At 51.6% G+C, this 22,027-nt stretch carries 20 protein-coding genes; 4 read left to right on the top strand and 16 right to left on the bottom strand.

Annotated features, from left to right (window positions below):
* Window positions 1–79: 79 nt before the first annotated feature.
* Window positions 80–1,015: a 23S rRNA pseudouridine(955/2504/2580) synthase RluC gene (rluC, locus tag ACP5D0_RS05035; RefSeq protein WP_472364512.1), complete on the bottom strand. Its 936-nt coding sequence runs from the start codon at window positions 1,013–1,015 to the stop codon at window positions 80–82.
* A gap of 797 nt (window positions 1,016–1,812) precedes the next feature.
* On the opposite strand from rluC, the gene ACP5D0_RS05030 reads away from it, so the two are divergent.
* Window positions 1,813–4,515: an Rne/Rng family ribonuclease gene (locus tag ACP5D0_RS05030; RefSeq protein ID WP_472364511.1), complete on the top strand. Its 2,703-nt coding sequence runs from the start codon at window positions 1,813–1,815 to the stop codon at window positions 4,513–4,515.
* Window positions 4,516–4,661: 146 nt separating this feature from the next.
* Here the strand turns inward: ACP5D0_RS05030 and ACP5D0_RS05025 are convergent, their stop codons facing one another.
* Entirely contained in the window at window positions 4,662–5,144 is a 483-nt protein-coding gene (locus ACP5D0_RS05025; protein WP_472364510.1) for a low molecular weight protein-tyrosine-phosphatase, read from the bottom strand.
* Between the two features lie 222 nt (window positions 5,145–5,366).
* Between ACP5D0_RS05025 and ACP5D0_RS05020 the strand changes: the two genes are divergently transcribed.
* The 3 genes from ACP5D0_RS05020 to ACP5D0_RS05010 all read left to right on the top strand — a co-directional run bounded on the left by ACP5D0_RS05020 (window position 5,367) and on the right by ACP5D0_RS05010 (window position 8,819).
* Window positions 5,367–6,086, top strand: a complete 720-nt coding sequence (locus ACP5D0_RS05020; protein WP_472364509.1) for an RluA family pseudouridine synthase — start codon at window positions 5,367–5,369, stop codon at window positions 6,084–6,086.
* A 159-nt stretch (window positions 6,087–6,245) separates the two neighbouring features.
* Window positions 6,246–7,514, top strand: a complete 1,269-nt coding sequence (locus tag ACP5D0_RS05015; RefSeq protein ID WP_472364508.1) for a hypothetical protein — start codon at window positions 6,246–6,248, stop codon at window positions 7,512–7,514.
* Between the two features lie 12 nt (window positions 7,515–7,526).
* Complete coding sequence (locus tag ACP5D0_RS05010; RefSeq protein WP_472364507.1) at window positions 7,527–8,819, top strand: hypothetical protein; 1,293 nt, start codon at window positions 7,527–7,529, stop codon at window positions 8,817–8,819.
* A 95-nt stretch (window positions 8,820–8,914) separates the two neighbouring features.
* Here the strand turns inward: ACP5D0_RS05010 and ACP5D0_RS05005 are convergent, their stop codons facing one another.
* The 14 genes from ACP5D0_RS05005 to ACP5D0_RS04940 form a co-directional block, all read right to left on the bottom strand.
* Window positions 8,915–9,646, bottom strand: a complete 732-nt coding sequence (locus ACP5D0_RS05005; protein WP_472364505.1) for a DsbC family protein — start codon at window positions 9,644–9,646, stop codon at window positions 8,915–8,917.
* Between the two features lie 75 nt (window positions 9,647–9,721).
* Window positions 9,722–10,612, bottom strand: coding sequence for a site-specific tyrosine recombinase XerD (xerD, locus tag ACP5D0_RS05000; RefSeq protein ID WP_472364504.1), 891 nt, complete (start codon window positions 10,610–10,612; stop codon window positions 9,722–9,724).
* 117 nt (window positions 10,613–10,729) lie between these two features.
* Entirely contained in the window at window positions 10,730–11,077 is a 348-nt protein-coding gene (rplS, locus tag ACP5D0_RS04995) for a 50S ribosomal protein L19 (protein WP_472364503.1), read from the bottom strand.
* 102 nt (window positions 11,078–11,179) lie between these two features.
* Window positions 11,180–11,887 (bottom strand): tRNA (guanosine(37)-N1)-methyltransferase TrmD, encoded by a 708-nt coding sequence (gene trmD, locus ACP5D0_RS04990; RefSeq protein WP_472364514.1) that lies wholly within the window; start codon window positions 11,885–11,887, stop codon window positions 11,180–11,182.
* A gap of 2 nt (window positions 11,888–11,889) precedes the next feature.
* Window positions 11,890–12,465 (bottom strand): ribosome maturation factor RimM, encoded by a 576-nt coding sequence (gene rimM, locus ACP5D0_RS04985; protein WP_472364502.1) that lies wholly within the window; start codon window positions 12,463–12,465, stop codon window positions 11,890–11,892.
* Between the two features lie 31 nt (window positions 12,466–12,496).
* The gene (gene rpsP, locus ACP5D0_RS04980) at window positions 12,497–12,745 is read right to left on the bottom strand and encodes a 30S ribosomal protein S16 (protein ID WP_472364501.1); all 249 of its coding nucleotides are present in this window, start codon (window positions 12,743–12,745) and stop codon (window positions 12,497–12,499) included.
* A 163-nt stretch (window positions 12,746–12,908) separates the two neighbouring features.
* Complete coding sequence (locus tag ACP5D0_RS04975; RefSeq protein WP_472364513.1) at window positions 12,909–14,414, bottom strand: DNA recombination protein RmuC; 1,506 nt, start codon at window positions 14,412–14,414, stop codon at window positions 12,909–12,911.
* Window positions 14,407–14,835, bottom strand: a complete 429-nt coding sequence (locus ACP5D0_RS04970) for a hypothetical protein (protein ID WP_472364499.1) — start codon at window positions 14,833–14,835, stop codon at window positions 14,407–14,409. Before ACP5D0_RS04970 ends, ACP5D0_RS04975 begins: the two co-directional genes overlap by 8 nt.
* A 23-nt stretch (window positions 14,836–14,858) precedes the next feature.
* Window positions 14,859–15,503 carry a hypothetical protein gene (locus ACP5D0_RS04965; RefSeq protein ID WP_472364497.1) on the bottom strand — a complete coding sequence of 215 codons (645 nt, stop codon included), beginning with the start codon at window positions 15,501–15,503 and terminating at the stop codon, window positions 14,859–14,861.
* A complete protein-coding gene (locus ACP5D0_RS04960) occupies window positions 15,490–17,112 on the bottom strand; it encodes a hypothetical protein (RefSeq protein ID WP_472364496.1) in 1,623 nt (540 codons plus the stop codon). Before ACP5D0_RS04960 ends, ACP5D0_RS04965 begins: the two co-directional genes overlap by 14 nt.
* Window positions 17,112–18,317 carry a type II secretion system F family protein gene (locus tag ACP5D0_RS04955; RefSeq protein WP_472364495.1) on the bottom strand — a complete coding sequence of 402 codons (1,206 nt, stop codon included), beginning with the start codon at window positions 18,315–18,317 and terminating at the stop codon, window positions 17,112–17,114. Before ACP5D0_RS04955 ends, ACP5D0_RS04960 begins: the two co-directional genes overlap by 1 nt.
* 9 nt (window positions 18,318–18,326) lie before the next feature.
* Window positions 18,327–20,012, bottom strand: coding sequence for a GspE/PulE family protein (locus tag ACP5D0_RS04950; protein ID WP_472364494.1), 1,686 nt, complete (start codon window positions 20,010–20,012; stop codon window positions 18,327–18,329).
* Entirely contained in the window at window positions 20,005–21,489 is a 1,485-nt protein-coding gene (locus ACP5D0_RS04945; protein WP_472364493.1) for a tetratricopeptide repeat protein, read from the bottom strand. The genes ACP5D0_RS04950 and ACP5D0_RS04945 overlap by 8 nt, the downstream gene beginning before the upstream one ends.
* On the bottom strand, window positions 21,490–22,027 hold a 538-nt coding region (locus ACP5D0_RS04940), incomplete at its 5' end, for a type II secretion system protein GspD (protein ID WP_472364492.1). It abuts the gene before it with no gap.

Below are 22,027 nucleotides of genomic sequence, written 5' to 3'. Positions count from 1 at the left end.
TGAATCGACGACACAATTCGTGCCTCCGAATTCATCAGCGTTCCATCCCAGTCAAAAATCACGCACTGGTATTGCCTTGTCATGTTCTCTCTCCCCGCAAATTCATCAAGGTTAATTCAAAATCGTCATGCAACGGCGCTTCCACTTTTTGCCAGGCCTGGGTCACTGGATGCTCAAACCCCAAATACTGCGCATGCAGCGCCAAGCGCTTCATGCCGAGTGGCTTGAACGTTTTGTTAAAGCCTTTGTCGCCGTATTTATCATCGCCAACAAGCGGACAGCCTTGTGACAAGGCGTGCACACGAATCTGGTGGGTTCGCCCCGTTTTCAAGCGCACCGCCACCAAGTCGCATTCGGCAAAGCGCTCTAGCACCCTAAAATAACTCACCGAAGGCTTCCCATCCGCCGCCACCTTGACCAAACGCTCACCCGATTGCAGGGTATTTTTCTGCAGCGGCAGATCAATCTTTTCCAAGCCCTTCGGCCAATGCCCAGTCAACAGCGCCAAATATTCTTTAGTCATCTTATTTTCACGAATCTGCTGATGCAGTGCTTTCAATACCGAGGCTTTTTTCGCCAGCAAAATACACCCGGAGGTCTCACGATCCAGACGGTGCACCAATTCCAAGCGTTTTGCCAAAGGGCGCAAGGCACGCACCACTTCAATCAACCCCCACTGAATGCCGCTGCCGCCATGCACCGCAACACCGGACGGCTTATTAATCACCATTAAATCGTTATCTTCATAAAGAATGCTGTCCTCAATCCGTTGCAACTGCCCCTGCGGCACAGTGGACTCGGATTTTTCCGGCACTTTGATGGGCGGCACTCGCACCTGATCGCCGGCCACCAAACGCGCATTCTGCTTGACCCGCCCTTTATTGACGCGCACCTCACCTTTTCGAATGATTCGATAGATGAGTGTTTTGGGCACATGACGATACTGACGCATCAGAAAATTATCCAAGCGCTGCCCTTCATCCTCCAAGGTCACCTCATAATATGTCACACCCATGCCAACACTTCCTTATTGTCATCCATCCATCCGGCCTGACGGTAATATTCAAACCAGAACGCATTTTACCAGCAAACCTCTGCGCAAGCAGCAGAAGGTGCCTATCAAACACACGTCCCCACGGATTCAAAACGCCAGCAAGGTCGGTGAAAATGTGTGAAACGAAACCGCAAAAGCCGCTACTCAGGTCAGAACACCCAGGCGCACAAAGAATTCAATTGCATGACACCCCACGCGGTGGTATATTAAGCGCGCAATAGAACAATCTGAACCGCTGTTTTGCACACCTTATTTGAACGAAGGCTATTCGTGGGTCATGCAACCTCCCGAAAAATACATTTCGGAAATAGCCCTCAAACCAGCGGTTTCAAAACGAATTTTAACCTGAAGTGATCAGGTCATCAGACTGTAGAAGAGCATAAAAAGTTCGCCGTCGCACCCGCAAGCAAACGCGATGTTCATAAGACGCCGGCACAACCACACGAGATACGAAACCCGACTTTAAACTTAAGCAAACCCTAAAAATAAATCAGAACCGCAGAACACTGCCCTTCTGATTGGCTAAGAGCTTTCACCGACTGTCCCGAGTCGATTCACAACATTCGATAAACAGCTCGACAACCACGACCACCTCAAAAAAACCGCTCCCCCACCGACAAAAGGTGACGAATGCGGCCATAATAATAAACGGGTGCGTCAAGAAGCCCCTACTTTGCTTAAACTCGGCTTATCCATCTCGTATTATCCTTCCCAGCCAGACCTGCGACCTTCCTTTTAACCTAATAAAAGAGAATCGCATGAAAAGAATGCTGATTAACGCAACGCAACCCGAAGAGGTGCGTATTGCCTTAGTCGATGGTCAAAAACTCTATGACCTAGACGTTGAAACCCCACATTATCAAAAGAAAAAAGCCAATATTTACAAAGGCGTTGTCACCCGAATCGAACCCAGCTTGGAAGCGGCGTTTGTCGATTACGGCGCAGAACGTCACGGTTTCCTGCCCTTTAAAGAAGTGGCGGAAGAGTATTATCCCGACAATGCGGGTTCCAACCACCCCTCCATCCGCGACATCCTGACCGAAGGCCAGGAACTGATCATCCAGGTTCAGAAAGAAGAACGCGGCAACAAAGGCGCGGCACTGACCACCCAGATCACCTTAGCCGGTCCCTATGTGGTGATGATGCCAAACAACCCCAAAGCCGGCGGCATTTCACGTCGCATCGAAGGCGACGAGCGCTCGGAAACCCGTGACGCCCTGAAGGATCTGGACATGCCGGAAGGCATGGGATTGATTATTCGCACCGCAGGTGTCGGTAAATCCACCGAAGAATTGCAATGGGGCGTTAACTACTTGGTGCAACTTTGGGAAGCCATTCAAAACGCGGCCAAAGACAAACGAGGCCCCTTTCTGATTCATCAGGAATCCGACATTGTCATCTTAGCCATTCGTGACTACTTGCGCCAAGACATCGGCGAAATCATTATCGACGACATGGAAACCTTCCATAAAGCGCGTGATTTTGTGCAACACGTCATGCCGCAACAGGTATACAAAGTCAAACCCTATCAAGATACTGTTCCTTTATTCACACGCTTTCAGGTCGAATCACAGATCGAAACCGCTTACACTCGCGAAGTCATTCTGCCTTCCGGTGGTGCCATTGTCATTGACAATACCGAAGCCCTGACATCCATTGACATCAACTCCAGTCGCTCCACCAAAGGCGGAGACATCGAAGAAACGGCGTATCACACCAATCTGGAAGCGGCGTGTGAAATTGCCCGCCAACTACGGTTGCGCGACATCGGTGGCCTTGTCGTCATTGACTTTATCGACATGCACTCCAATCGCCACCAGCGCGACGTGGAAAACAAAATGCGTGATGCCGTCAAGTCGGATCGCGCCCGCGTACAAATTGGCAAAATCTCGCGTTTTGGACTTTTGGAAATGTCGCGCCAGCGTCTCAGACCCTCCATTGAAGAATCGACCCAAATGGTCTGTCCGCGCTGTAAAGGCACCGGCGTCATTCGCGGCGTTCACTCCCTAGCCTTGTCGCTTTTAAGACTGCTGGAAGAAGAAGCGATGAAAGAAAACACCCGCCGCGTGACGGTGCAGCTGCCGGTGGACGTAGCCACCTTCTTGCTCAATGAAAAACGCCAACAAATCATTGGCATCGAAGATCGTCACAACCTGCACCTGCTCATTATTCCAAATGAGCACTTAGACACCCCAGATTACTTGATCGAGCGCACCCGGAGTGGCGATGAGGCCACAGTGGAATCCAGCTACAAATCCAAAACGATTGTGCCCAAAGATGAAGCTCGCCCGCAAGCGGCCAAAAACCTAATCAAAGAAGAACCGGCCATCAAAAACATGGAACCCAGCGCACCGCCAGCGCCCACTCAACAGGAAGCCAAGCCAGGCCTGTTTAAGCGCCTTTGGAAGACCCTGTTTGAGTCCGGCGACGAAAATACGTCGCCATCGGAGCCATCGCAAACACGTGACGACTCGGGCAACAAGTCGCCGCGGAATGGTCGTTCGCGCCCCCAAAACCGTCGCCGATCAGCCGACCAAGGCGAAGCCGCCAAAAATGATAAACGCCGCGACAATAAGCGCAATCAGCGCAACGAGGCCACCGGGGAAGACGCGCAAACCAAAGGCGCTCAAAACGACGGTAACGACAACAAGCGCCGCCGTTCACGGTCACGCAACACAGGTCGCGCCGAAAACGATCAAACGGCTCAGAGCGCAAACACCGAGACCAAACAGGACAGTTCGGAATCCCCTTCTGGGGCAGCCAACAACGGCCGTGCACGCAATCAAGATAACCGCGGCCAGGATAACCGCGACAATAAATCAAAGCGTCGTGCCGATGACACAACCAAATCCGCTCAGAATAATCAGCCGGATGATGCCTCCGCGCCTCAGGAAAACACTCCTTCATCCACAACGGATAAAGCGTCCGGTGGTGCGGCTTCCGAACGTCCTCGACGCCGCAGTCGCTACAATACCCGCAGCTTCAACAGTCGTCGTCGCAAGCCGGAAGGCGCTGAAAACATGTCCATTCACAGCTTGTCGCCTCAAGCCGAGCAAACGACCGCACCCAAAGTTGCCGACACCGATGCCGATACGACAGCCTCCACCCAAGCGGTGAAGGATTCGGCACTCAGCTCAAAAGATACGCCTGTGAAGGAGACTCTAAATGAGACCTTGACCGCTGAAGCGGTTACCACCGCGGAACCGCCAAAATCGTCGGAATCCAGCGAAAAAATGGCATCATCAGAACAGGCCGCACCGCCAACCACGCCCGAGACACCCATGGACACAGAAACTGAAGCCTCCCAAGCACCGTCCAAAGCGTCGTCCAAAGCGGATCAAGTTGCAGAGCCTGAGGCGTCAAAAAGTAAGACAATCGCCGAAGCATCCGAGTCGGAACCCCCTGTGTCCGATACAAATGACATGCCTGAAGCAACCGAGAAACCGGTTCACAAGGAGTAAAGCGAGAGCGGCTCGAAAAGGGCTAAATTATTTCGGTGAACCTGAAACAAGAAATGCCCATCGCCTATGGTCACGGGCATTTTTCTTTTTGACAACGCACAATTCGGATGAGCCGTGAGCCGCACGGCTACCAGCCGAGCCATTATTCACAAATGCTTGCGTTTAATCTCATTGAGCAGCCCTTCTGATGCAGCGGTCACCATATCAAACACCTGTTCAAACCCCTGAGGTCCACCGTAATATGGATCCGGCACTTCCCGTTGCGCATAATCTTCGGCAAACTCTAAAAACAAACGAATTTTGTCACGATGCTCCGGCAGCGCCATGTCCATCAAATCGGCATAATTGGACGCGTCCATTGCCAGCACATAATCAAACGTAATCAAGTCGCCCAGGTCCACGGGGCGCGAGCGCAAATCATCCATAAGAATGCCACGCCCCTGCGCCACTTCAATGGAGCGAGCGTCGGCGGGTTTGCCCTTATGCCAAGAAGCTGTTCCGGCGGAATCAATGAGAATGTCCTTGTGCAAATTCTCCGCCAGAACCAAATTACGAAATACAGCGTGTGCTGTCGGTGAGCGGCAAATATTGCCCAAACAAACAAAAATGACCGAAACTTTATGACTCATACGCTTGATCTCTTTTAAAATAGACCTTTGATTGATTCAGAGATTGGTGCAAAGGTCACGGGTTAGAATTCGTTTGGCGTTATTCTAACCGGATTTTCTGCAAAAACCACCCATTGTTGCGCCGTCGTCGCCGAGTCTGGGCGTCATGGTGTGAACTCGGAATTTTTTGAAAAACGCCTCAAAATACGTAATTTTTAATGCTTTTAAGAGTCTCGCGCCTCCATGCCACCCAACCTGATGCCACCCAACTTGACACCCTATCGTACAGACGTACCCTTTCAGCCATTTGACCAGGCCTGGTTAATTTACGAAGATGCCGACCTGATCATCGTCAACAAACCCAGTGGTTTACTGTCGGTGCCAGGGCGCAAGGTGCACCCGCAACACAATCTCATCGCGCAAGTGCAAACCTATTGCCCTTCGGCTTTAATTGTCCATCGGCTGGACATGGACACCTCCGGCCTGATAGTCTTGGCGAAACACCGCGAGGCACACCGCCACCTGAGCATGCAGTTTCAAAACCGTTTAACCCAAAAACAGTATCAGGCGATTTGCTTCGGTTATCCCAGCCAAGCATCCGGTCGAATCCATGCGCCCATGCGCTGCGACTGGGAAAGACGACCGCTGCAAATAATCGATTTTCGTTATGGCAAGTCTGCTTGCACCCTTTGGCATGCCAAACCGTTGCCTAACGGCTTGAGTCAAATGACCTTAACCCCGGTTACAGGACGCTCACATCAGCTCCGGTTGCATATGAAACTGCTTGGTCACCCGATTCTCGGCGACAACCTCTATGCCGATGCCATCCGTGACCGCTTAGCCCAACGCTTATTATTACACGCCAGCGAGCTTCAGTTCTCCCACCCTGTCACGGGCCGCCCCATGCATTTCCAGCACTCGGTTGATTTGACAAAATTTGTGAATGGCACATATTATGCTTAGTGTTTTTTAAAAGCCAATTTTAGCCAATGCCTTTGAGGTGGCGTTACAATGGATTCAAGCGATGGCTGTGCTCAGAAAAACCAATGAGTCAGCACATGAGCGCTTTGTCCCGTCAATGACCGGTGCAAAAGCCTCCATACATTTTAGAAGGGTTTAGACATGACTGTGGATATGGAAAAAGACGATCTGGCAACACAAGAAATGCTCAAAATGATGGAACAGGAAGAAGCGGAGGCTGCAGAACCCGCCTCCGAAATGGATGATGCTGACGACCTCTTGGATGCACTGGATCAACTGGATGCAACCACCGATGAGCATGAGCTATCCGGCGATGTACCCGACACGGACATCCCCCCAGAAGAGGCCCCTGCAGAAGAGGATGCTACAGAAGAGGAATCTGAAGAAACCGCCAAAGCAATCGCTGAAACATTGCCAAACCAAGCGGCGGATGACGGCTTGCCCGACATCGAAACCGACTTGGAAGATCATTCCGCCACTTCTGAAACGACAGAAGAGACGCCCGTCAACCAGAACGATTCTTTAGACGATTTGCTGGCGGATGATGATGACGAAGCCGCCCCCGAAGCGGCTGACACCGAAGCGACGGACGACGATGCGGTTGCAAGCGAAATGGCGGAAATTGAGAGCGATTTTCAGGACGAAGCCTTGGAGTCGCTTGCCCTCCCCGAAAACGCGTCTGAGTCTGAAAAACCGGATTCAGTGGAAGAAACCTCACCGAAAGTGGAAGCGACTGAAGAATCCGCAGAATCAGCTGAATCAGAAGATTCTGAGACCATCGAAGAATCAGCGGCTTTGGACGATTCCGAAGCGGATCAGGAAACGGAACCGGCTATGGCGGAAGAAGCAACAAGCGAAACCGAGGACACCGTCGATTCCGAAACGACCGACTTGGATGCGCAACTGGATACGGATCTTGAAGACGATTTGCCCTCCGAACCGGAAACGGATGCGGCCACCGACCATCCAGAAGAACCGTCTGACGAAACGCTCATTGAGACCGAAGAGACTGCGACGGAAGACACTGGAGACATGACCGTACAACAGACCGCGACCAGCATCGAAACCATGGAAGAGGCCATTTCCATCGACCAGGATGTGCAGAAAATCAGTGGTGAAGTGGCTGAAACCGCACGAGAAGCCACCCGTCTCGCTCTAGAAGTTTCTAAAAAAGCCCAAGCCTCGGCCGATAAAACCCAAAAGGCGATTGAAGCGACCTTCTTAGCCACAGAACGCGCTTTTGAAGCGGCAAAGCAAGCGGGCTACGAAATTGAACTCTCGGAGCTGAATCAAATCGCTTCGCCTGAAGAATTGCAGCAACTACTGAGCGAAATACGCCAAAAAAATCGTGAACTCAAAGACACCAATGATTCTCTCAGAAACCGAATCAGCAGCTTGAGTAAAAAATAAAGGCCTACAACTATGAGTGATACAGCGGACGATTTACTGGACGAGTTGGAGCAGCTGGAAAGCGCCTCGGAAGACATGCAAAGCAAGGTCGAACAAGCCTCTCGCACACAGGCGTCTTTCAGTGCCACGGAAACCACCAGCCATTTAGACGCGGCCGCTTTATCTCTGGAAGCGGCTAAAACCGCACAGTTGGCGGCTGAGCAAAGCCAATCTGCCGCTGAAGCCGCTATCAAACTGTCGCATGAACAAAAAGCACAGATCATTGAACTGTCCGACTCCAATGTGGCTTGGCGTCAGTCTTTGCGTGTGGCTTCGAATGATTTAAAAAAGGCCAAAGATGCCATTACCATTATGTTGACGGTCACCATTACCGTCAGTGTGGTTTCGGTCGGAATCATGAGCTGGCTGGTTTACAGCCTAAACAAAAAGCAGAACGCTTTAAAAGGGGATGTATTGGATGTCATCACCACTGAAAACACCCTGTTTAACAAAAACTTAAATCTCAAAGTGGATCAACTCTCATCGTTAATTGAAGCCTTGGCTGCGGACATTCAACGCCTGAGTCAATCCACTTCAGCCGCACAGCCGGCACCGGCCCAAACGGCACCGCAAAGCGATCAAAAGAATCCAGACAGTGCCAATTCGACTGAAATGAATGGCCAGCCAGCGTCCCAAGACGCTGACTCAAGCCCCTCAGTGACGGCACCGGTGGATACCCCCGCGCAACCCCCTGAGACAACCCAACCGGTTGTTGCCAGCGACCCCCCGCCAGCCACAGCGGAAACGGCGAAAACGGTGGTTTCAGCGGAACATTGGGCGACCTTACAAGCGGATTTAAAAGACTACGCCACCCAACGCCAAGCGCAATATCAACAGATCCAATCACTTTTGCAAACCATCCAAGATATGCAGAGCAAAATTGAAGCTTCGGCACGACATCAGCTTGCAACCGCCACGCCTAAAGCGGCTTCGCAAGCGGCAGGTTTGACTGACGCCGAACGCAAAAAACTGAATGGCATTGCTTGGTCGGTCAGTGAACAGCGTAAATTACTGAAAAAAATCGAAGCCAATTTAAGCGCCGCCAGCAAAGCGCCTGCCCAAACATCAGGCAATCAAGCTGGCACAGCAGCGCTCAAAGAGATTCAGTCCAGCTTGAAAGCACTCAGTCAACAAGTCAAGGATTTGCAAACGCAACAAAATGACATCCAAACCAAAGTGCATGATCTGGAAAGCATTACTCAAGAATTGGCGGCACGCCCAAACCCTTACAGCTATCGGGCACCGGAACTGAAAATTAAACCTTGATAACGGCTAGGCGGGTGTTGTGTTTTAAAACCCCATCCTTTAAACACAACACCCAGGCAACGGTGTTAAACCATTAGCTGTCAGCAGCGCGACCCTCAACGACTCTGTTCAAGCACCTTAATCAATTCATTCGCTGGGGCGTAGCCCGGCACCATCTGCCCCGAATCGAAAATAATATTAGGGGTGCCATTCACACCGAACAATTCGGCCTGTTGCATCTGTTCAGTCACTGGATTTTCGCAGGTTTTAGCCGCAACCGGTTTGTTCAGCATGGCTTGATCCATCGCACTGACCGGGTCATCACTGCACCAGACGGACACCGCTTTCTGATAGGATGGTGAACCCACACCCGCACGCGGGTAAGCCATGTAACGCACTTCAATCCCCGCCTCATTCAACGCCGGAATTTCCTGATGCAACTTACGGCAGTAAGGACAGTCGATATCGGTAAATACCGTAACGGCGTGTTTTCGCGTTCCTTTCGCAGGATAAACAATCATGCTTTTCGCATCCAAATCCTTCAAAGCGTTTTTGCGTTGCGCATTCATAGCGGTTTCGGTCAGATTTTCACGGGTGTCTAAATCAATAATGCTGCCGGACACTAAATACTTCGCATCCTCAGTCATGTAAACGATTTTCGATCCAAGATGAATCTGATAGACACCCGGAATCTGACTTTTTTCAATGCTTGGCAAAGGTGCCCCCGGCATCAACTGCTGCAGCTTTTTTTTAATCAGTGCCTCATCCGCCAAAACAGTGGCTGAAACCGTCATCATCGACAGCCCCAGTAACAACGACTTGAAACGAGTGGTATTGTGATACTTCATAAACGCTAACTCCATTAATGTACTCTCGTGATCTAACCTGGTGAATCTCTACCTGATGAATCTCTAAATGGCCACTCAGCCGCGCGGATGGTGAACCCTATGCAACAATTGCATCCGCGCCTGAGCGACATGGGTATAAATTTGCGTCGTGGATAAATCCGAGTGCCCCAACAACAGCTGAACGCTCCGCAAATCGGCACCGTGATTAATCAAATGCGTGGCAAAGGCATGGCGCAAACCATGTGGTGACAAGTCACCGTCAATGGCGGCAATCGCGGCCAGCTTTTTAATACGATGCCACAAGGTCTGACGCGTCATTGGACGCCCAAGCCGCGACACAAATAAAGTGGCCACCCATTTATTCGGGCGAATCAGACCAGGCCTGGCATTTTTAATATAATCGTCAATGGCCTCGATGGCGGCTTCACCAATCGGCACGATGCGTTCTTTTTTACCTTTTCCGGTCACCTGCACCAGCCCAGCAGACAAATTCAATTGTTCATAAGGTAAGCCGACGACCTCGGACACCCGCAATCCTGACGCATACATCAATTCTAAAATCGCTTTATCTCGCCGACCCAACAAAGTGGTGCCGTCCGGTGCCCGCAAGAGGTCTTCCACCTGCTGCTCCGATAACACGTTCGGGATTGTCTGCGTGAGTTTAGCCGCCTTTAAAGGCGCCGCCGGATCTTCGTTCATACGCTTTTGCATCACCATAAATTGGTAAAAACGCTTTAAGGAAGAGAGGGCTCTCGCCAAGCTGCGACGCTGACCCGAGCTTTTTTGCACACCCGGCGTAAGGAAGTCTTCAAGCACCGCACGAGTAACCTGCCGAAAACTCATTGGCGCAATGAACTGATGAAATTTTTTTAAATCACGCTGATAAGCTTGCAAAGTGTTATCACTCAAGCCCTCATTGAAACGTAAAAAACGGATAAAATCGGCCAGATCATCGGAATCGCTCATCCTGTGGAGTGTCCTAAGCTGCTCGCCTAATGGTCGGCTGAGAAAAACATTGATCGAAACGGGAGACGGCTGGTTGCCAAAACATCAAAAAGCCCTCGCGAAGAGGGCTTGAAAGGATTACTTAACTTTTTCTTTGATTCGTGCCGATTTACCGGAACGATCGCGAAGGTAGTACAACTTCGCACGTCTCACGTCACCGCGACGCTTGACTTCAATGGAATCCACTAATGGACTGTATGTCTGAAAAGTACGCTCGACACCCACGCCGTGCGACACTTTACGAACAATAAAGTTTGAATTCAAACCACGGTTACGCTTTGCAATCACAACGCCTTCATAGGCCTGCAAACGCTCGTTGGCACCTTCTTTTACTTTTACCTGAACTACGACCGTGTCCCCCGGACCAAATACCGGCAGCTCCTTAGTCATTTGTTCCGCTTCAATACGCTTGATGATATCGCTCATCGTTAAGCACTCCAAATTTACAGTCAGTTCATCGACTGATTGAGTTTTATCCAACATTCACAGACAGGCTGCCAGAGGTTGAATCCGAATTGTAAAACACGTTTATGACTCGGTGTTTTGCCGTGCCAGATAAGCCGTGTATAAATCAGGACGTTTATGCTTGGTCCTGGCAAGCTTTTGTTCATGACGCCAAGCGTCGATTTTGGCGTGATGGCCTTCTTGCAGAATGTCCGGCACCGCCATACCATCCACTTCAACCGGACGCGTATAATGCGGACAATCCAGCAAGCCGTCGGAAAACGAGTCCTGCTGCGCGGATTGCTGATGCCCCAGAGCACCGGGAATCAGGCGAATCAGGCCGTCCATTAACATCATGGCCGGCAGTTCACCGCCACTGACCACAAAATCGCCGACCGAAATTTCCTCATCCACACAGGACTCAATAAACCGCTCGTCAATGCCTTCGTAACGGCCACACACCAAGGTTAGGTGACGGTTTTGCTGTAATTCCACCAATTTTTGTTGCGTCAGCGGTCTGCCCTGGGGGGACAGATACACCACATAAGGTTGACAACCGTTGGCATCGGCAATGGCCGCCACTGTTTTTTTCAGCGGTGGGTACATCATAACCATGCCTGGGCCGCCCCCATAAGGACGATCATCCACTGTTTTATGACGGTCTTCCGTAAAGGTTCGTGGATTCCAGGCTTGGAAGGCAAACAGACCGTCTTGATAAGCCCGACGTGATACGCCCGACTCCAGAAGCGCTTCAAACATTTCTGGAAAAAGGGTAATCACATCAAACCGCATCATCAATCCGTCACGTCCGCCGACGCCTCTTGCAAGGTTGACTCGGTGTGCGAATCTTCATCCAGCACCCAGTCCACTGCAATTTTCCGCCCATCAATATCGACGTTTAAAATAAACGCATCCATCACAAAGGGAATCAAGATGGATGAGGCGGGATTTGTGGCCGAATCCGAAGCCACTCGTAACACATCGTGCGCCCCCGTCTCGACGATCTCGGTCACCTGTCCAAGGGTCTCACCCTGCTGGTTCACAACATCGCAACCAATCAATTGGCGCCAGTAATAACCATCCTCGGAAGCGGGAAGCTGTTTGGGGTCGATGGCAATCTCACAGCCCATCAGCTCACGCGCTTGATCACGGTCAGCAACGCCTTCTATCTTGGCAATAATCGACTTACCACCCGATTGCGAGCGCCCATCTTCCAGCATGACCGTTCGCCATTGCCCTTTGATCCGAAGACGCCAAGGCGAATAGGTCAGAATATTATCGCGTGGTTCCGTATGGGAAAATACTTTAACCCAACCTTGCACACCATAAATGCCATTGACTTGACCGAGAATGATGTTATCGTCCTGCAATGCTGACTCTCCCCGCTCGGTCAAGTGTCCATCAAGCCTGCTTTTCGGCGTTTTGCACCAGATTCTTTACGCGAGGGCTCATTTGGGCGCCTTGGCCGACCCAGTGTTCAATACGCGCCGTATCCAGACGAAGTTTTTCTTCCTGACCGCGAGCACTTGGGTTATAAAACCCAACTTGCTCAATGAAACGTCCTGTTGTGGATTTGCGTTGATCCGCAACCATTAGACGATAATACGGGTTCTTTTTGGCGCCACCACGGGCTAAACGAATTACGACCATTTGATTACTCCTATCTTGATCGGCGATAACCGGAAATCCGGCTAACAATTTCTTCTACTCAAGCGCACGGCGCTTGGTTTGCTGTTATTTCTCCAACTAAAAACTGGAAACACGGGATTATATACCAAATATTGACATTGGATATTAAAAATTTTTATTTTTTTCAGCCATTTGCCTTCTTTTCAGGGGATTGGGTTGAAAGACGCATCTCCTCGTCCGACAGCAAGGATGCCCCTTCCGCTTCTTCCAACAAATGCTTTGGAATGTCTTTTTTGGTTTTACCGGCCAGCGTTTTTAACATTTCCGCCTGGCGCACCAAATTCCCAGAGCCACTCATCATCTGTTTACGTGCCTGATCATAAGAACTTTGCACGGTACTCAACTGCTTGCCCACCTTCTCAAAGGTTTCCACAAACCCGACAAACTTATCGTGTACATCCGCCGCACGCTGAATCAACTTAACGGTGTGTTCCGACTGGCGTTCATAACGCCACAGCTGCTCAATGGTTTTCAGAGTCGTGAATAACGTGGTGGGCGTCACCACCGCCACCCGTTTTTCAAACGCCGTTTCAAAAATGGAGGGCTTTTGTTCAATGGCCATTAAATAAGCCCCTTCAACCGGGATAAACATCAACACAAAATCGGGTGCATTCAAGGCTGAAAGGTGGTCGTAGCGCTTTTCTGACAACGACTGAATATGTCTGGACAGGCTATTGGTGTGCCCTTTCAGATGGGTTTGCCTGACCGCCTCGTCCTCTGCATTCAAAGCGGCCTCATAATCGCTCAAAGACACTTTGGAGTCGATAATGACGTGTTTGTTATCGGGAAGATTCACCACCACATCCGGTCGATAACGTTGCCCATCCGTTTCCGTAACGCTTTTTTCGGTTTCGAATTCAATGCCTTCCCGTAAGCCGCTGGATTCCAATAATTTTCTCAAAATCAGCTCACCCCAATTTCCTTGCATTTTGCGGTCGCCTTTAAGCGCCTTGGTCAGGTTCTGCGCTTCTTGAGTCATGGATTGGTTCAGTGCCGTCAAATGGCGCAACTGCTCAGTCAAGGATGCCCGACCTTCCAGATCCTCCTTATGCACCGCTTCAATGCGTTGCTTGAATTCCGTCAAAGCGGTTTGTACCGGCTGAATGAGTCCGCCGATGGTTTCCTGACTCTGCTGGCGCATTTGCTGTTGCTTTTGCTCCAGGATTTCATTGGACAGTACCTTAAACTCTTGCATCAATGTCTGCTTGGCATTCTCCAGCAAAGCCAATTTTTCAGCGTGACTTTCGCGCTCTGCCTCCGCGCGACTGTGCCGCGCGGCCAACTCGGCTTGCGCACTGGCGAGACGTTGCTGCAAATCAAAGTGAGCCACTTGCAGCTGCTCGAAATCATCGCGTAACCGCTGCGCCTGCTCCCGTCGCTGCTCCAGCTCACCTTTTAACACCTGCATCTCATAAAGTTCCGACTGCAGGCCTTGGTTTTGTAACTTCAGCCCCTGAACCTCTTCCTGCAAAACGACCAGGCCTGGCAATTTGTCCCATGCGACATTGCGTTGACGGCGAAGCTGTCTATTCCATAGAAACACCAGCACTAAGAGCACAGACACACCGGCCAACGCCCCCCAAAGCGATTCAACCGACACGGTTTTCATCCATGGATACCACTCAATCATTTGATTCACGAACCTTTCCTCCCAGCTGCCATGCTGGCGCTGCTTGATTGACAATTTGATAACGCCCATTCAATCGGACTTGCTGCCGCCCATCCGGCAAGCGAATCACCGCCGTCACCTTGCCAGGCCGGGTGTTTTTTGCCACCTTGGTCTTGGAAGCGGCTTTAAGGGCGTTAGACGAGGCCACCGGGTTTATTTGCTTCTGGCGTGCCCGTTCAATCGAGACGCGTTGTGCCGGTGTCATAAACAAGCGCTGCATGGCCGCTGGCTCAGCGGCGGGCTTTTCAAAGGTTTCCGCTTGAACCGAAAACACGGGCAACAACCATCCTGACAAAATCAAAATGACGCCCAATAACGGCACCCCCTTAAACGAACAAACGGTTTTAAACCCGCCGGCCCAATGCGTTTGGATCCAGAACATTTTGCGCCAACTCGCTCCTAATCTCATGAATTCACACCTTTGAAGTCACGGGGTCTGGCTTCAAAAAACACCAAAGAACACTTCAACAAAACATTTCCCTGCTGTAAATTCAAACGCGGCTCCCCCTTCCAGTCATTGCGTATCAAGGTACACTCCTGATACAAAAAGTATTTGGTAATCTCCCGAGTGATGCGCTGAAACAGCGTTATCACATCCCTGTCGGTTTGCAGCCCTGCCGTTAAATGCAGGCGCGTGTAATAGAATATCGGTTGTCCCAATGGTAGGTGTGCGACATCCTGAGCCAACAAACGCCCCTCCGGTTCAAACTGAAAGCTGAAAGGCGCCAGCAATAGGTCGGATTGTATCTTCAGCAACGCATCCGTCCAAGCAATGCGCCCACGCTGTTTCACCAAATCTTCAGGCGTTATCTGCGCATAAACTGGGGCATACTGTTTCGAAAGTTGCGCTTGTTTTTGCAAAAAACCGACCTGTTGCCGCAACGACGCATACTGCGCCTGCTTGGTTTGATACACCTGACGCATGTCTTGAAGACGCTGTGTTGCAAACACCTGCAGCATCCCAAACAGCAAAATGATCACGAGCAACCACACCAAGGGCTTCAAGAAGGTTCGACGGTGTTCAGCACGGAGGCGTCTAATTGCGTTCATACGCCCCCTCGTCGTTCTTATCTTTGACCGCACCCAGCCTGTCCTTTGACATGACTTCTACACGAAACGCTAAGGTGAACGGCAAGTGTTGCACTTCAGGCTTTAAGCGCCCTTCCACCGATAAAGCGCGGTCGGACTGACGATTGAAAGGTTCCTGCTGGTAAGCCACTTCATCAAACCCATCGATTTGGCGAACGGCTTCCTGAAAGGCATCCGCTTGTTGCAATAACGACTCGAAGGAACCGGCCCCCACCACATCACAAGACACGGTCGCCGCCATCCAACCTCGATCCAACACAGCCTCACGGCTCCAGGTTATCTGCTTGAGCTGAATGGTCGGATGACCCGCCAACGCCTGACTGAGCGCCACCAAAGAGTGTTCCAGAAAATGCGCACGCTTGAGGTGCTTCAAGTGATCGAAAAACTCCACCGTGGCCTTCATGTCCTGCGCATCGTATTGCAAATTAATCGCCTTTTGCACCCGAACCTTATGCTGTTGTAACTCGGTCAATTGCTTGGTGAGCACCCTTTCCTGTTGGGCGAGCGTCATGTAGTCGAACCCGTTCCGCACGGACATCGTCAGAGCAACAACCAAAGCAAGCCCAGCTGCCGCCCATGCAAGACGCGACCAAGGCCAAGACGGCACCCGTTCCCACCAAGTGCCATTCTGATAAAAAGACGGGGGCGCTTTGGTCTTTAAAAAATCGCTGACTTGCGTCAACAAAGGGAATTCGGTGAACGCCGACTCGGTTTCTTGTCCAATTGGCAGGGTGTCGCTGACAAAGTACGGCTTGCTCATATCCCAGTTTTTGACGCTAAAGTGTGCTTTAAACACCTCGATAAACGGCAAAGGGTTCGCCTTAAAAGTCGTAACCGCCTCTACAAACACCTGTCCGATTTCGCGATCGAACGCCACCCACTTTTGATTGTAAAGATAACGAATCGTACCGCTCACTTCGGCCACCAAAGCCTCGGCAATGGCGGTTTCATCCAACTGAGTGTCCAAAACCACCCACCGTGACAAGATGAAATTTCCGTCAACAAACACCCACTGGCGAAAACGATGCGAATCCTCTCGAAGCGTCCATATAAACGGCGCTTGCATACGCTTGCGTGACAGCTTCAGCGTTTTGGTCACGCTTTGCCAGAAATACAATTCCAATAAAAACACATAGGAATACACCTGCCCCACTCGACCCCCTAGCGCCGCAATCACATCAAGCAGATTCTTCAGCTTATCCGACTGGGGCTGATGGACGGTGACCAGTCGTTGCTCGCGTCGCCCCACCGCATTTTGACGGTAAACCGACACCCAATGTGAGTGCGCCCATTCGCCTTTGTCAAAACGACTGTGACAGCGCTTGACATAAGCGGGTTTTTCCCAGGGCAAGAGGGCTGGCACCCAATCCATATCGATTTGCTCATCGGAAAACGCCAGAATCAACGAAAATGTCGCCGGCGCCTTTAGCGGCTTCAATATCGGCTCCAGCAGTGTACGAATCGCATCCGAATTCCATGGTAGTCGTACCCTTGCCCAACCCGACTTTCGGCTTCTATCAGCGGTCACCAAAACCAAATGATCATCGTACAAATATCCGTAATAATGCATCAGGGCACCTTTGAAATGGTGTCATAAACGGGGCCGAGCACGGCCAGCATCACCCAGCCGACGACCACTGCCATTAAAATGGTCAGCACTGGCTCAATTGCAGGCTCCACCCTGTCGATGGCCTCTTTGGCTTCTGCATCATAAAAAGCACTGATATATTCCAGGGATTCCCGCATACGCCCACTTTGCTCGCCTACCTTCATCATGCGTACCGCCATCGGTGGAAAAACACCCGCTTGCGCAAAAGCTTTATGAATCGTTTCACCCTCTTCAATCAAGCGCATCGCCTCCGCAACCGCTTTTTCCAAATAAGCGTTATTGACGACGCGAGCCGATTGCGCCATGCACTCATTAAAATGCACCCCAGCCCCTTGCATCACCCCTAGGGTACTGGCCAGACGCGCCACCTTGAGCTTATAGGTCACGCCGCCAATCAATGGCCAGCGAAACACACTGCGATCCCAACCGATGCGAAACGCCTCGGAACGTCGATGCAAGACGACGACCAGTCCCCATAACACCAATGGAACCAACAACACCCCCCAAAAAGCGTCTTGAATAAAGCCAGAAACCGCCATCAATGAACGGGTCGCCCACCCCAAGTCACCGCCCATTTCAGCCACAAAGGTGACCAGCTCCGGCACCACAAACAGCATCATCATAAAAATCACCGACAGCACCACCGTTGCGACGATAGCGGGATAGATCATCACTTTTTTCGCTTTGACGATCAGACCGTCCTCCCACTTCAACATGGACTCCAGCTGAGTCAGAATCGTCACCATTTGTCCGGTTTTCTCCCCGACGGCCACCAAGGTAATATACACAGAACCCAACACCGACTCATAAACCCTCAACGCCTGTGAAAAGCTCTGCCCGCCTTCCATCGCATCATACACAACCGACAACATTTGCCGCACGGATTCAGTTTCCGCTTCGCGGCGCAAATCATCCACCACGTCCATCAAAGGGACGCCAGCACCCAACAGCTGTCGTAACTGCGATGTCAGCACAATCACCTCACGGCGTTGAACTTTGCGACCGTTAGCACCTTCGAATCGACGCCGCGATTTCACTTTGCAGGACACCAAATCAATGTCAGCAGAACGTAATCGCTGCAACAGTTCCGCTTCACTCAAAGCTTGCATCTCACCCTGCACCCGCTTGCCAAAACGATTAATCCCTTTATAACGATAAAGCGTCACCGCCACACCTCATGGAACCAATTCCGTTAAATTCAATACTCGGCTGATTTCATCCAAGCTGGTTTCTCCACTTAACACCCGTTTAACCCCGTTTTGCGTCAGAGTGTTAAAGCCTTGCGACAAACAATGCTCCAAAAGGCCGTGTTGCGAATCGCCAGCCAGCACACGGTCGTCCAACGACTCATCAAAATGCAGCACCTCCAAAACCGCCAGGCGTCCTTTATACCCAACGTCATTGCAAGCTGCGCAACCGCAAGCCCGATATAACCGAGACACGTCGCCCTCGTTCACCCCCAACAATTCACACTCAAACGACTCCGGCACATAGGACTGCTTACACGCATCGCAAAGACGCCGAACCAACCGCTGTGCCAAGATGCCCACAATGTTACCGGCCAGAAGCGACGGCGACACGCCCAGATCAATCAAGCGGGGAATCGCGGCCACGGCGGAATTTGCATGCAACGTGGTCAGCACTAAATGCCCCGTCATGGCGGCGCGAAACGTCATATCCGCGGTTTCGCTGTCACGCACTTCACCGACCAGCATAATATCTGGATCCTGACGCAACATGGAGCGGATGCCATTGGCAAATGTCATACCAACGTCATCGTTAATCGACGTTTGACGCACGCCTGTCATCGGATACTCCACCGGATCTTCCAGTGTCATAATGTTGACACCGACCTGATTCAGCTCGTTAATCATCGAGTACAAAGTGGTGGTTTTTCCCGACCCGGTCGGCCCTGTCACCAGCACCAGCCCGTAAGGTCTGGCCATCATCAATTGCAAGGCTCGAAGCGCTGGCGCATCCAATCCCAGCTGCGCCAGCGGCACGATGCCTTTTTCGCGATCCAATATCCGCAGCACAAAGTTTTCTCCATGCTGTCCTGGCAGCACTGACACGCGCACGTCAATGCGACGACCATGCACCACCAACTCCATGCGCCCATCCTGCGGCAGACGCTGATCGGTTAAATCCAAACTCGCCATCACTTTCAAACGAATCACCAGCGCCGACCAAAACATCTTGTGAATCAGCCGAATCGGCTGCAAGACCCCATCCACCCGATAGCGAATACCAATAAAATGTTCTTCCGGCTCAAAATGAATATCGGAAGCCTCTCTTTTCACCGCATCCGTCAAAAAATTATCCACCAAGCGCACCATTGGCTGAGAATATTCAGCCTGCTCAAGGCGGGCCGTAGCCACCTCAGCCAGGCCGGTTTCCAGTTCATGCAAAATGCCATCAATGGACAACTCATAACCGTAAAAATGGTCGATGGCGGCTTGAATTTCATTTTCAGCCACCAATATCGGTGCGATTTGGATATCCAAATGAATATGGCGTCGCAACTGATCCAGCAATACAATGTCATCCGGACTGATCATGGCCACCTTCAAACACTCCGTGCTCAAGCTGATCGGCATCACCAAATGCGTACGCGCAAAGGTTTCCGACACCAAATCCAACGCCATCGCATCCGGCACCACACCCTGCAATGACATGGACGCATAGCCCACCACTTCACCTAAGACTTCACGCGCATCCGCCTCAGACAAAAAACCTAAGGCAATGAGCGTTTTACCCAGCTTTTGCCCGGTCACTTTCTGCTCCAACAAGCCCACCGTGAGTTGGTCTTGGGTAATGTACCCTTTCGCCAACAAGCGCTCACCCAGACGCAACTTACTCATCCACGCCTCGCTTGACACTGGGGGTTGCAATGGCCTTTAGATAAACCTGCAAAGCCTGCTGTCGCTGGCGTGCCTGAGCGCTTTGTGCCAGAGTCAACGGGGCTGCATGAGCCTGCAACGCCCGTTGATAATACTCGTGCGCCAAAGCGTATTCCCCCAGTTGATCAAGGCTGACAGCCAGATTCAACGCATAATCTCCTCGGCTCGGAGCCAGCTCATAAGCCATAAAATACTGTTGCTGTGCGGATGTCCAGTTGCCGTCTTTGGCATAGCGATGCCCCAGAGCGGCTTGCAGCCGGGCATCCTGTGGAAAAGCGACGGCTCTGTCCTCAAGTGCCTGCAGCGAATCCACCAGGCCTGGTTGATCTGCCGCCAGTATCACCATGGCGTTTTTCGCCGCCTTATTGTCAGGATTCAACTGAAGAATACGTTGATAATAGCCCAAAGCGGCGGATTTTCGTCCTTGCTTCACCGCCAAAGCCGCCAACCCAAACAAGACTGGCAAAGCATCCGGCGTGCGCTGATAAACCGCCTGATACAAAGCCTCTGCCCGCTCATAATCTCCAGACGCATAGGCATCAAACGCCTGCTGCACCTGGCTCGGCTCTGAAACGCGGCTAATCTGCAACGCCGCCTTATGAGGCGCAAGCGGGGCATTTTTCTGGAGGCTTTCCGGCTGGGCTGAAACAGGCGTGGCAGCCTTTGGCGAAGCCGGCTTCGTGACGGTTTGTGTGGCCATCTCGCCCAAAGCAGCGCTTTTACCCGATGGACGCCTGGTGTCTGGTTCCGCCGGTTCCGTGACAGCCGTCGTTGCCGCGGCGGATACTGCCATCGGCGGTTGTTCATCCCCATCCAAGCTGGGTGGGACGGACTTGGGTGGAACCGACTTGGCCGGAACCGACACCTCAGACGTTGCCGGATTAAAAGCGGGTGACCAAGCCAAATGCTCCGCTTGTATCGCCTGCATTTGCCGCTGATAATACCCGAAACCGTAATAGCCAATGCCCACCAACAGCAACAAGCCGATTAACACAGCCAGCCCCCAACCGGAACGCGGAAAACCTGCTGGTGCGGGCGCTGCCGTTGCCGCCAGAAACGCACGCACTTGTTCAGGCGTGGGCATGGTCTCCTGTGGTTTGGCCGATTTCGCCTCCGCCGAAAAGCGGATCGCCGTCTTTGCAACCGTCTCTGCCACTGTCTCAGAGTCGGATGAATAACCGGGAATACGGGACAGGCTCCAGCCGGGCTTGGCTTGTTCTGATGACAAGCCATCAGACACATCAGAGGGTTGAACGGTCTGGGGTGGTCTGTTTTGGCCACTGCGACTGTTGTTACTGTCGTTACGGTTGCTATTGCTTTTGCCTTTAACGGGGCTGTCCGGCAAATCGCCAGGCCTGGCAATACCACCGGTTTCTTGGCCTTCCGCGGCTTTTTTATCCATGGCCGCTTTTCGCAGGGCTTCAAGCAGCAAACTCATTTACAGACTCTTGCTTTGCAAAAACGGTCTCATGGACTGTAAGTCCCCGTTATCAATATCGGGATTTTTCACAATGATAGGACGAATGAAAATCACCAATTCCGATTTCTGCAACCGATCGTCTCGGTACGAAAACGCTTCACCAAGCCATGGAATATCCATCAATCCGGGGATACCTTGGCGCTGATTATCACGACTGTCTTGAATCAACCCGCCTATAATGGCGGTTTGCTCGTCTCGCAGACGCAAAACCGAATCCATCTCGCGCTCTTGAATCACCGGCACCTGGCTGACAATCTTCTCTTTTGCCAGGTCTGGATTCGGATCGTCCACATAACCGACAATGCGTGACAGCGTCGGACGGATATTCAGCGCGACTTCCCCCGCGTCATTGATAAACGGCGTCACATGCATCATAAAGCCGACCGGAACTGAATGCACAATCGTTTCGTAGGTGGTGTAACCGGCACTGGCAGAGGTGGCTGATTCACGGTTTACATCCACCGTAAAATACACTTCATTTTCCACCACCTTCAAG

The organism is Hydrogenovibrio sp. (assembly GCF_049975065.1).
In the GTDB taxonomy this organism is placed as follows: Bacteria; Pseudomonadota; Gammaproteobacteria; order Thiomicrospirales; family Thiomicrospiraceae; genus Hydrogenovibrio.
The sequence above is the reverse complement of the archived record's forward strand: the minus strand, read 5'-3'. Positions and strand labels throughout refer to the sequence as shown.

Bases quoted from the DNA above. Each gene is read 5' to 3' on its own strand.
- rluC (WP_472364512.1), bottom strand. From the start codon at position 1,015: ATGGGTGTGACATATTATGAGGTGACCTTGGAGGATGAAGGGCAGCGC.
- ACP5D0_RS05030 (WP_472364511.1), top strand. From the start codon at position 1,813: ATGAAAAGAATGCTGATTAACGCAACGCAACCCGAAGAGGTGCGTATT.
- ACP5D0_RS05025 (WP_472364510.1), bottom strand. From the start codon at position 5,144: ATGAGTCATAAAGTTTCGGTCATTTTTGTTTGTTTGGGCAATATTTGC.
- ACP5D0_RS05020 (WP_472364509.1), top strand. From the start codon at position 5,367: ATGCCACCCAACCTGATGCCACCCAACTTGACACCCTATCGTACAGAC.
- ACP5D0_RS05015 (WP_472364508.1), top strand. From the start codon at position 6,246: ATGACTGTGGATATGGAAAAAGACGATCTGGCAACACAAGAAATGCTC.
- ACP5D0_RS05010 (WP_472364507.1), top strand. From the start codon at position 7,527: ATGAGTGATACAGCGGACGATTTACTGGACGAGTTGGAGCAGCTGGAA.
- ACP5D0_RS05005 (WP_472364505.1), bottom strand. From the start codon at position 9,646: ATGAAGTATCACAATACCACTCGTTTCAAGTCGTTGTTACTGGGGCTG.
- xerD (WP_472364504.1), bottom strand. From the start codon at position 10,612: ATGAGCGATTCCGATGATCTGGCCGATTTTATCCGTTTTTTACGTTTC.
- rplS (WP_472364503.1), bottom strand. From the start codon at position 11,077: ATGAGCGATATCATCAAGCGTATTGAAGCGGAACAAATGACTAAGGAG.
- trmD (WP_472364514.1), bottom strand. From the start codon at position 11,887: ATGCGGTTTGATGTGATTACCCTTTTTCCAGAAATGTTTGAAGCGCTT.
- rpsP (WP_472364501.1), bottom strand. From the start codon at position 12,745: ATGGTCGTAATTCGTTTAGCCCGTGGTGGCGCCAAAAAGAACCCGTAT.
- ACP5D0_RS04975 (WP_472364513.1), bottom strand. From the start codon at position 14,414: ATGATTGAGTGGTATCCATGGATGAAAACCGTGTCGGTTGAATCGCTT.
- ACP5D0_RS04970 (WP_472364499.1), bottom strand. From the start codon at position 14,835: ATGTTCTGGATCCAAACGCATTGGGCCGGCGGGTTTAAAACCGTTTGT.
- ACP5D0_RS04965 (WP_472364497.1), bottom strand. From the start codon at position 15,503: ATGAACGCAATTAGACGCCTCCGTGCTGAACACCGTCGAACCTTCTTG.
- ACP5D0_RS04960 (WP_472364496.1), bottom strand. From the start codon at position 17,112: ATGCATTATTACGGATATTTGTACGATGATCATTTGGTTTTGGTGACC.
- ACP5D0_RS04950 (WP_472364494.1), bottom strand. From the start codon at position 20,012: ATGAGTAAGTTGCGTCTGGGTGAGCGCTTGTTGGCGAAAGGGTACATT.
- ACP5D0_RS04945 (WP_472364493.1), bottom strand. From the start codon at position 21,489: ATGAGTTTGCTGCTTGAAGCCCTGCGAAAAGCGGCCATGGATAAAAAA.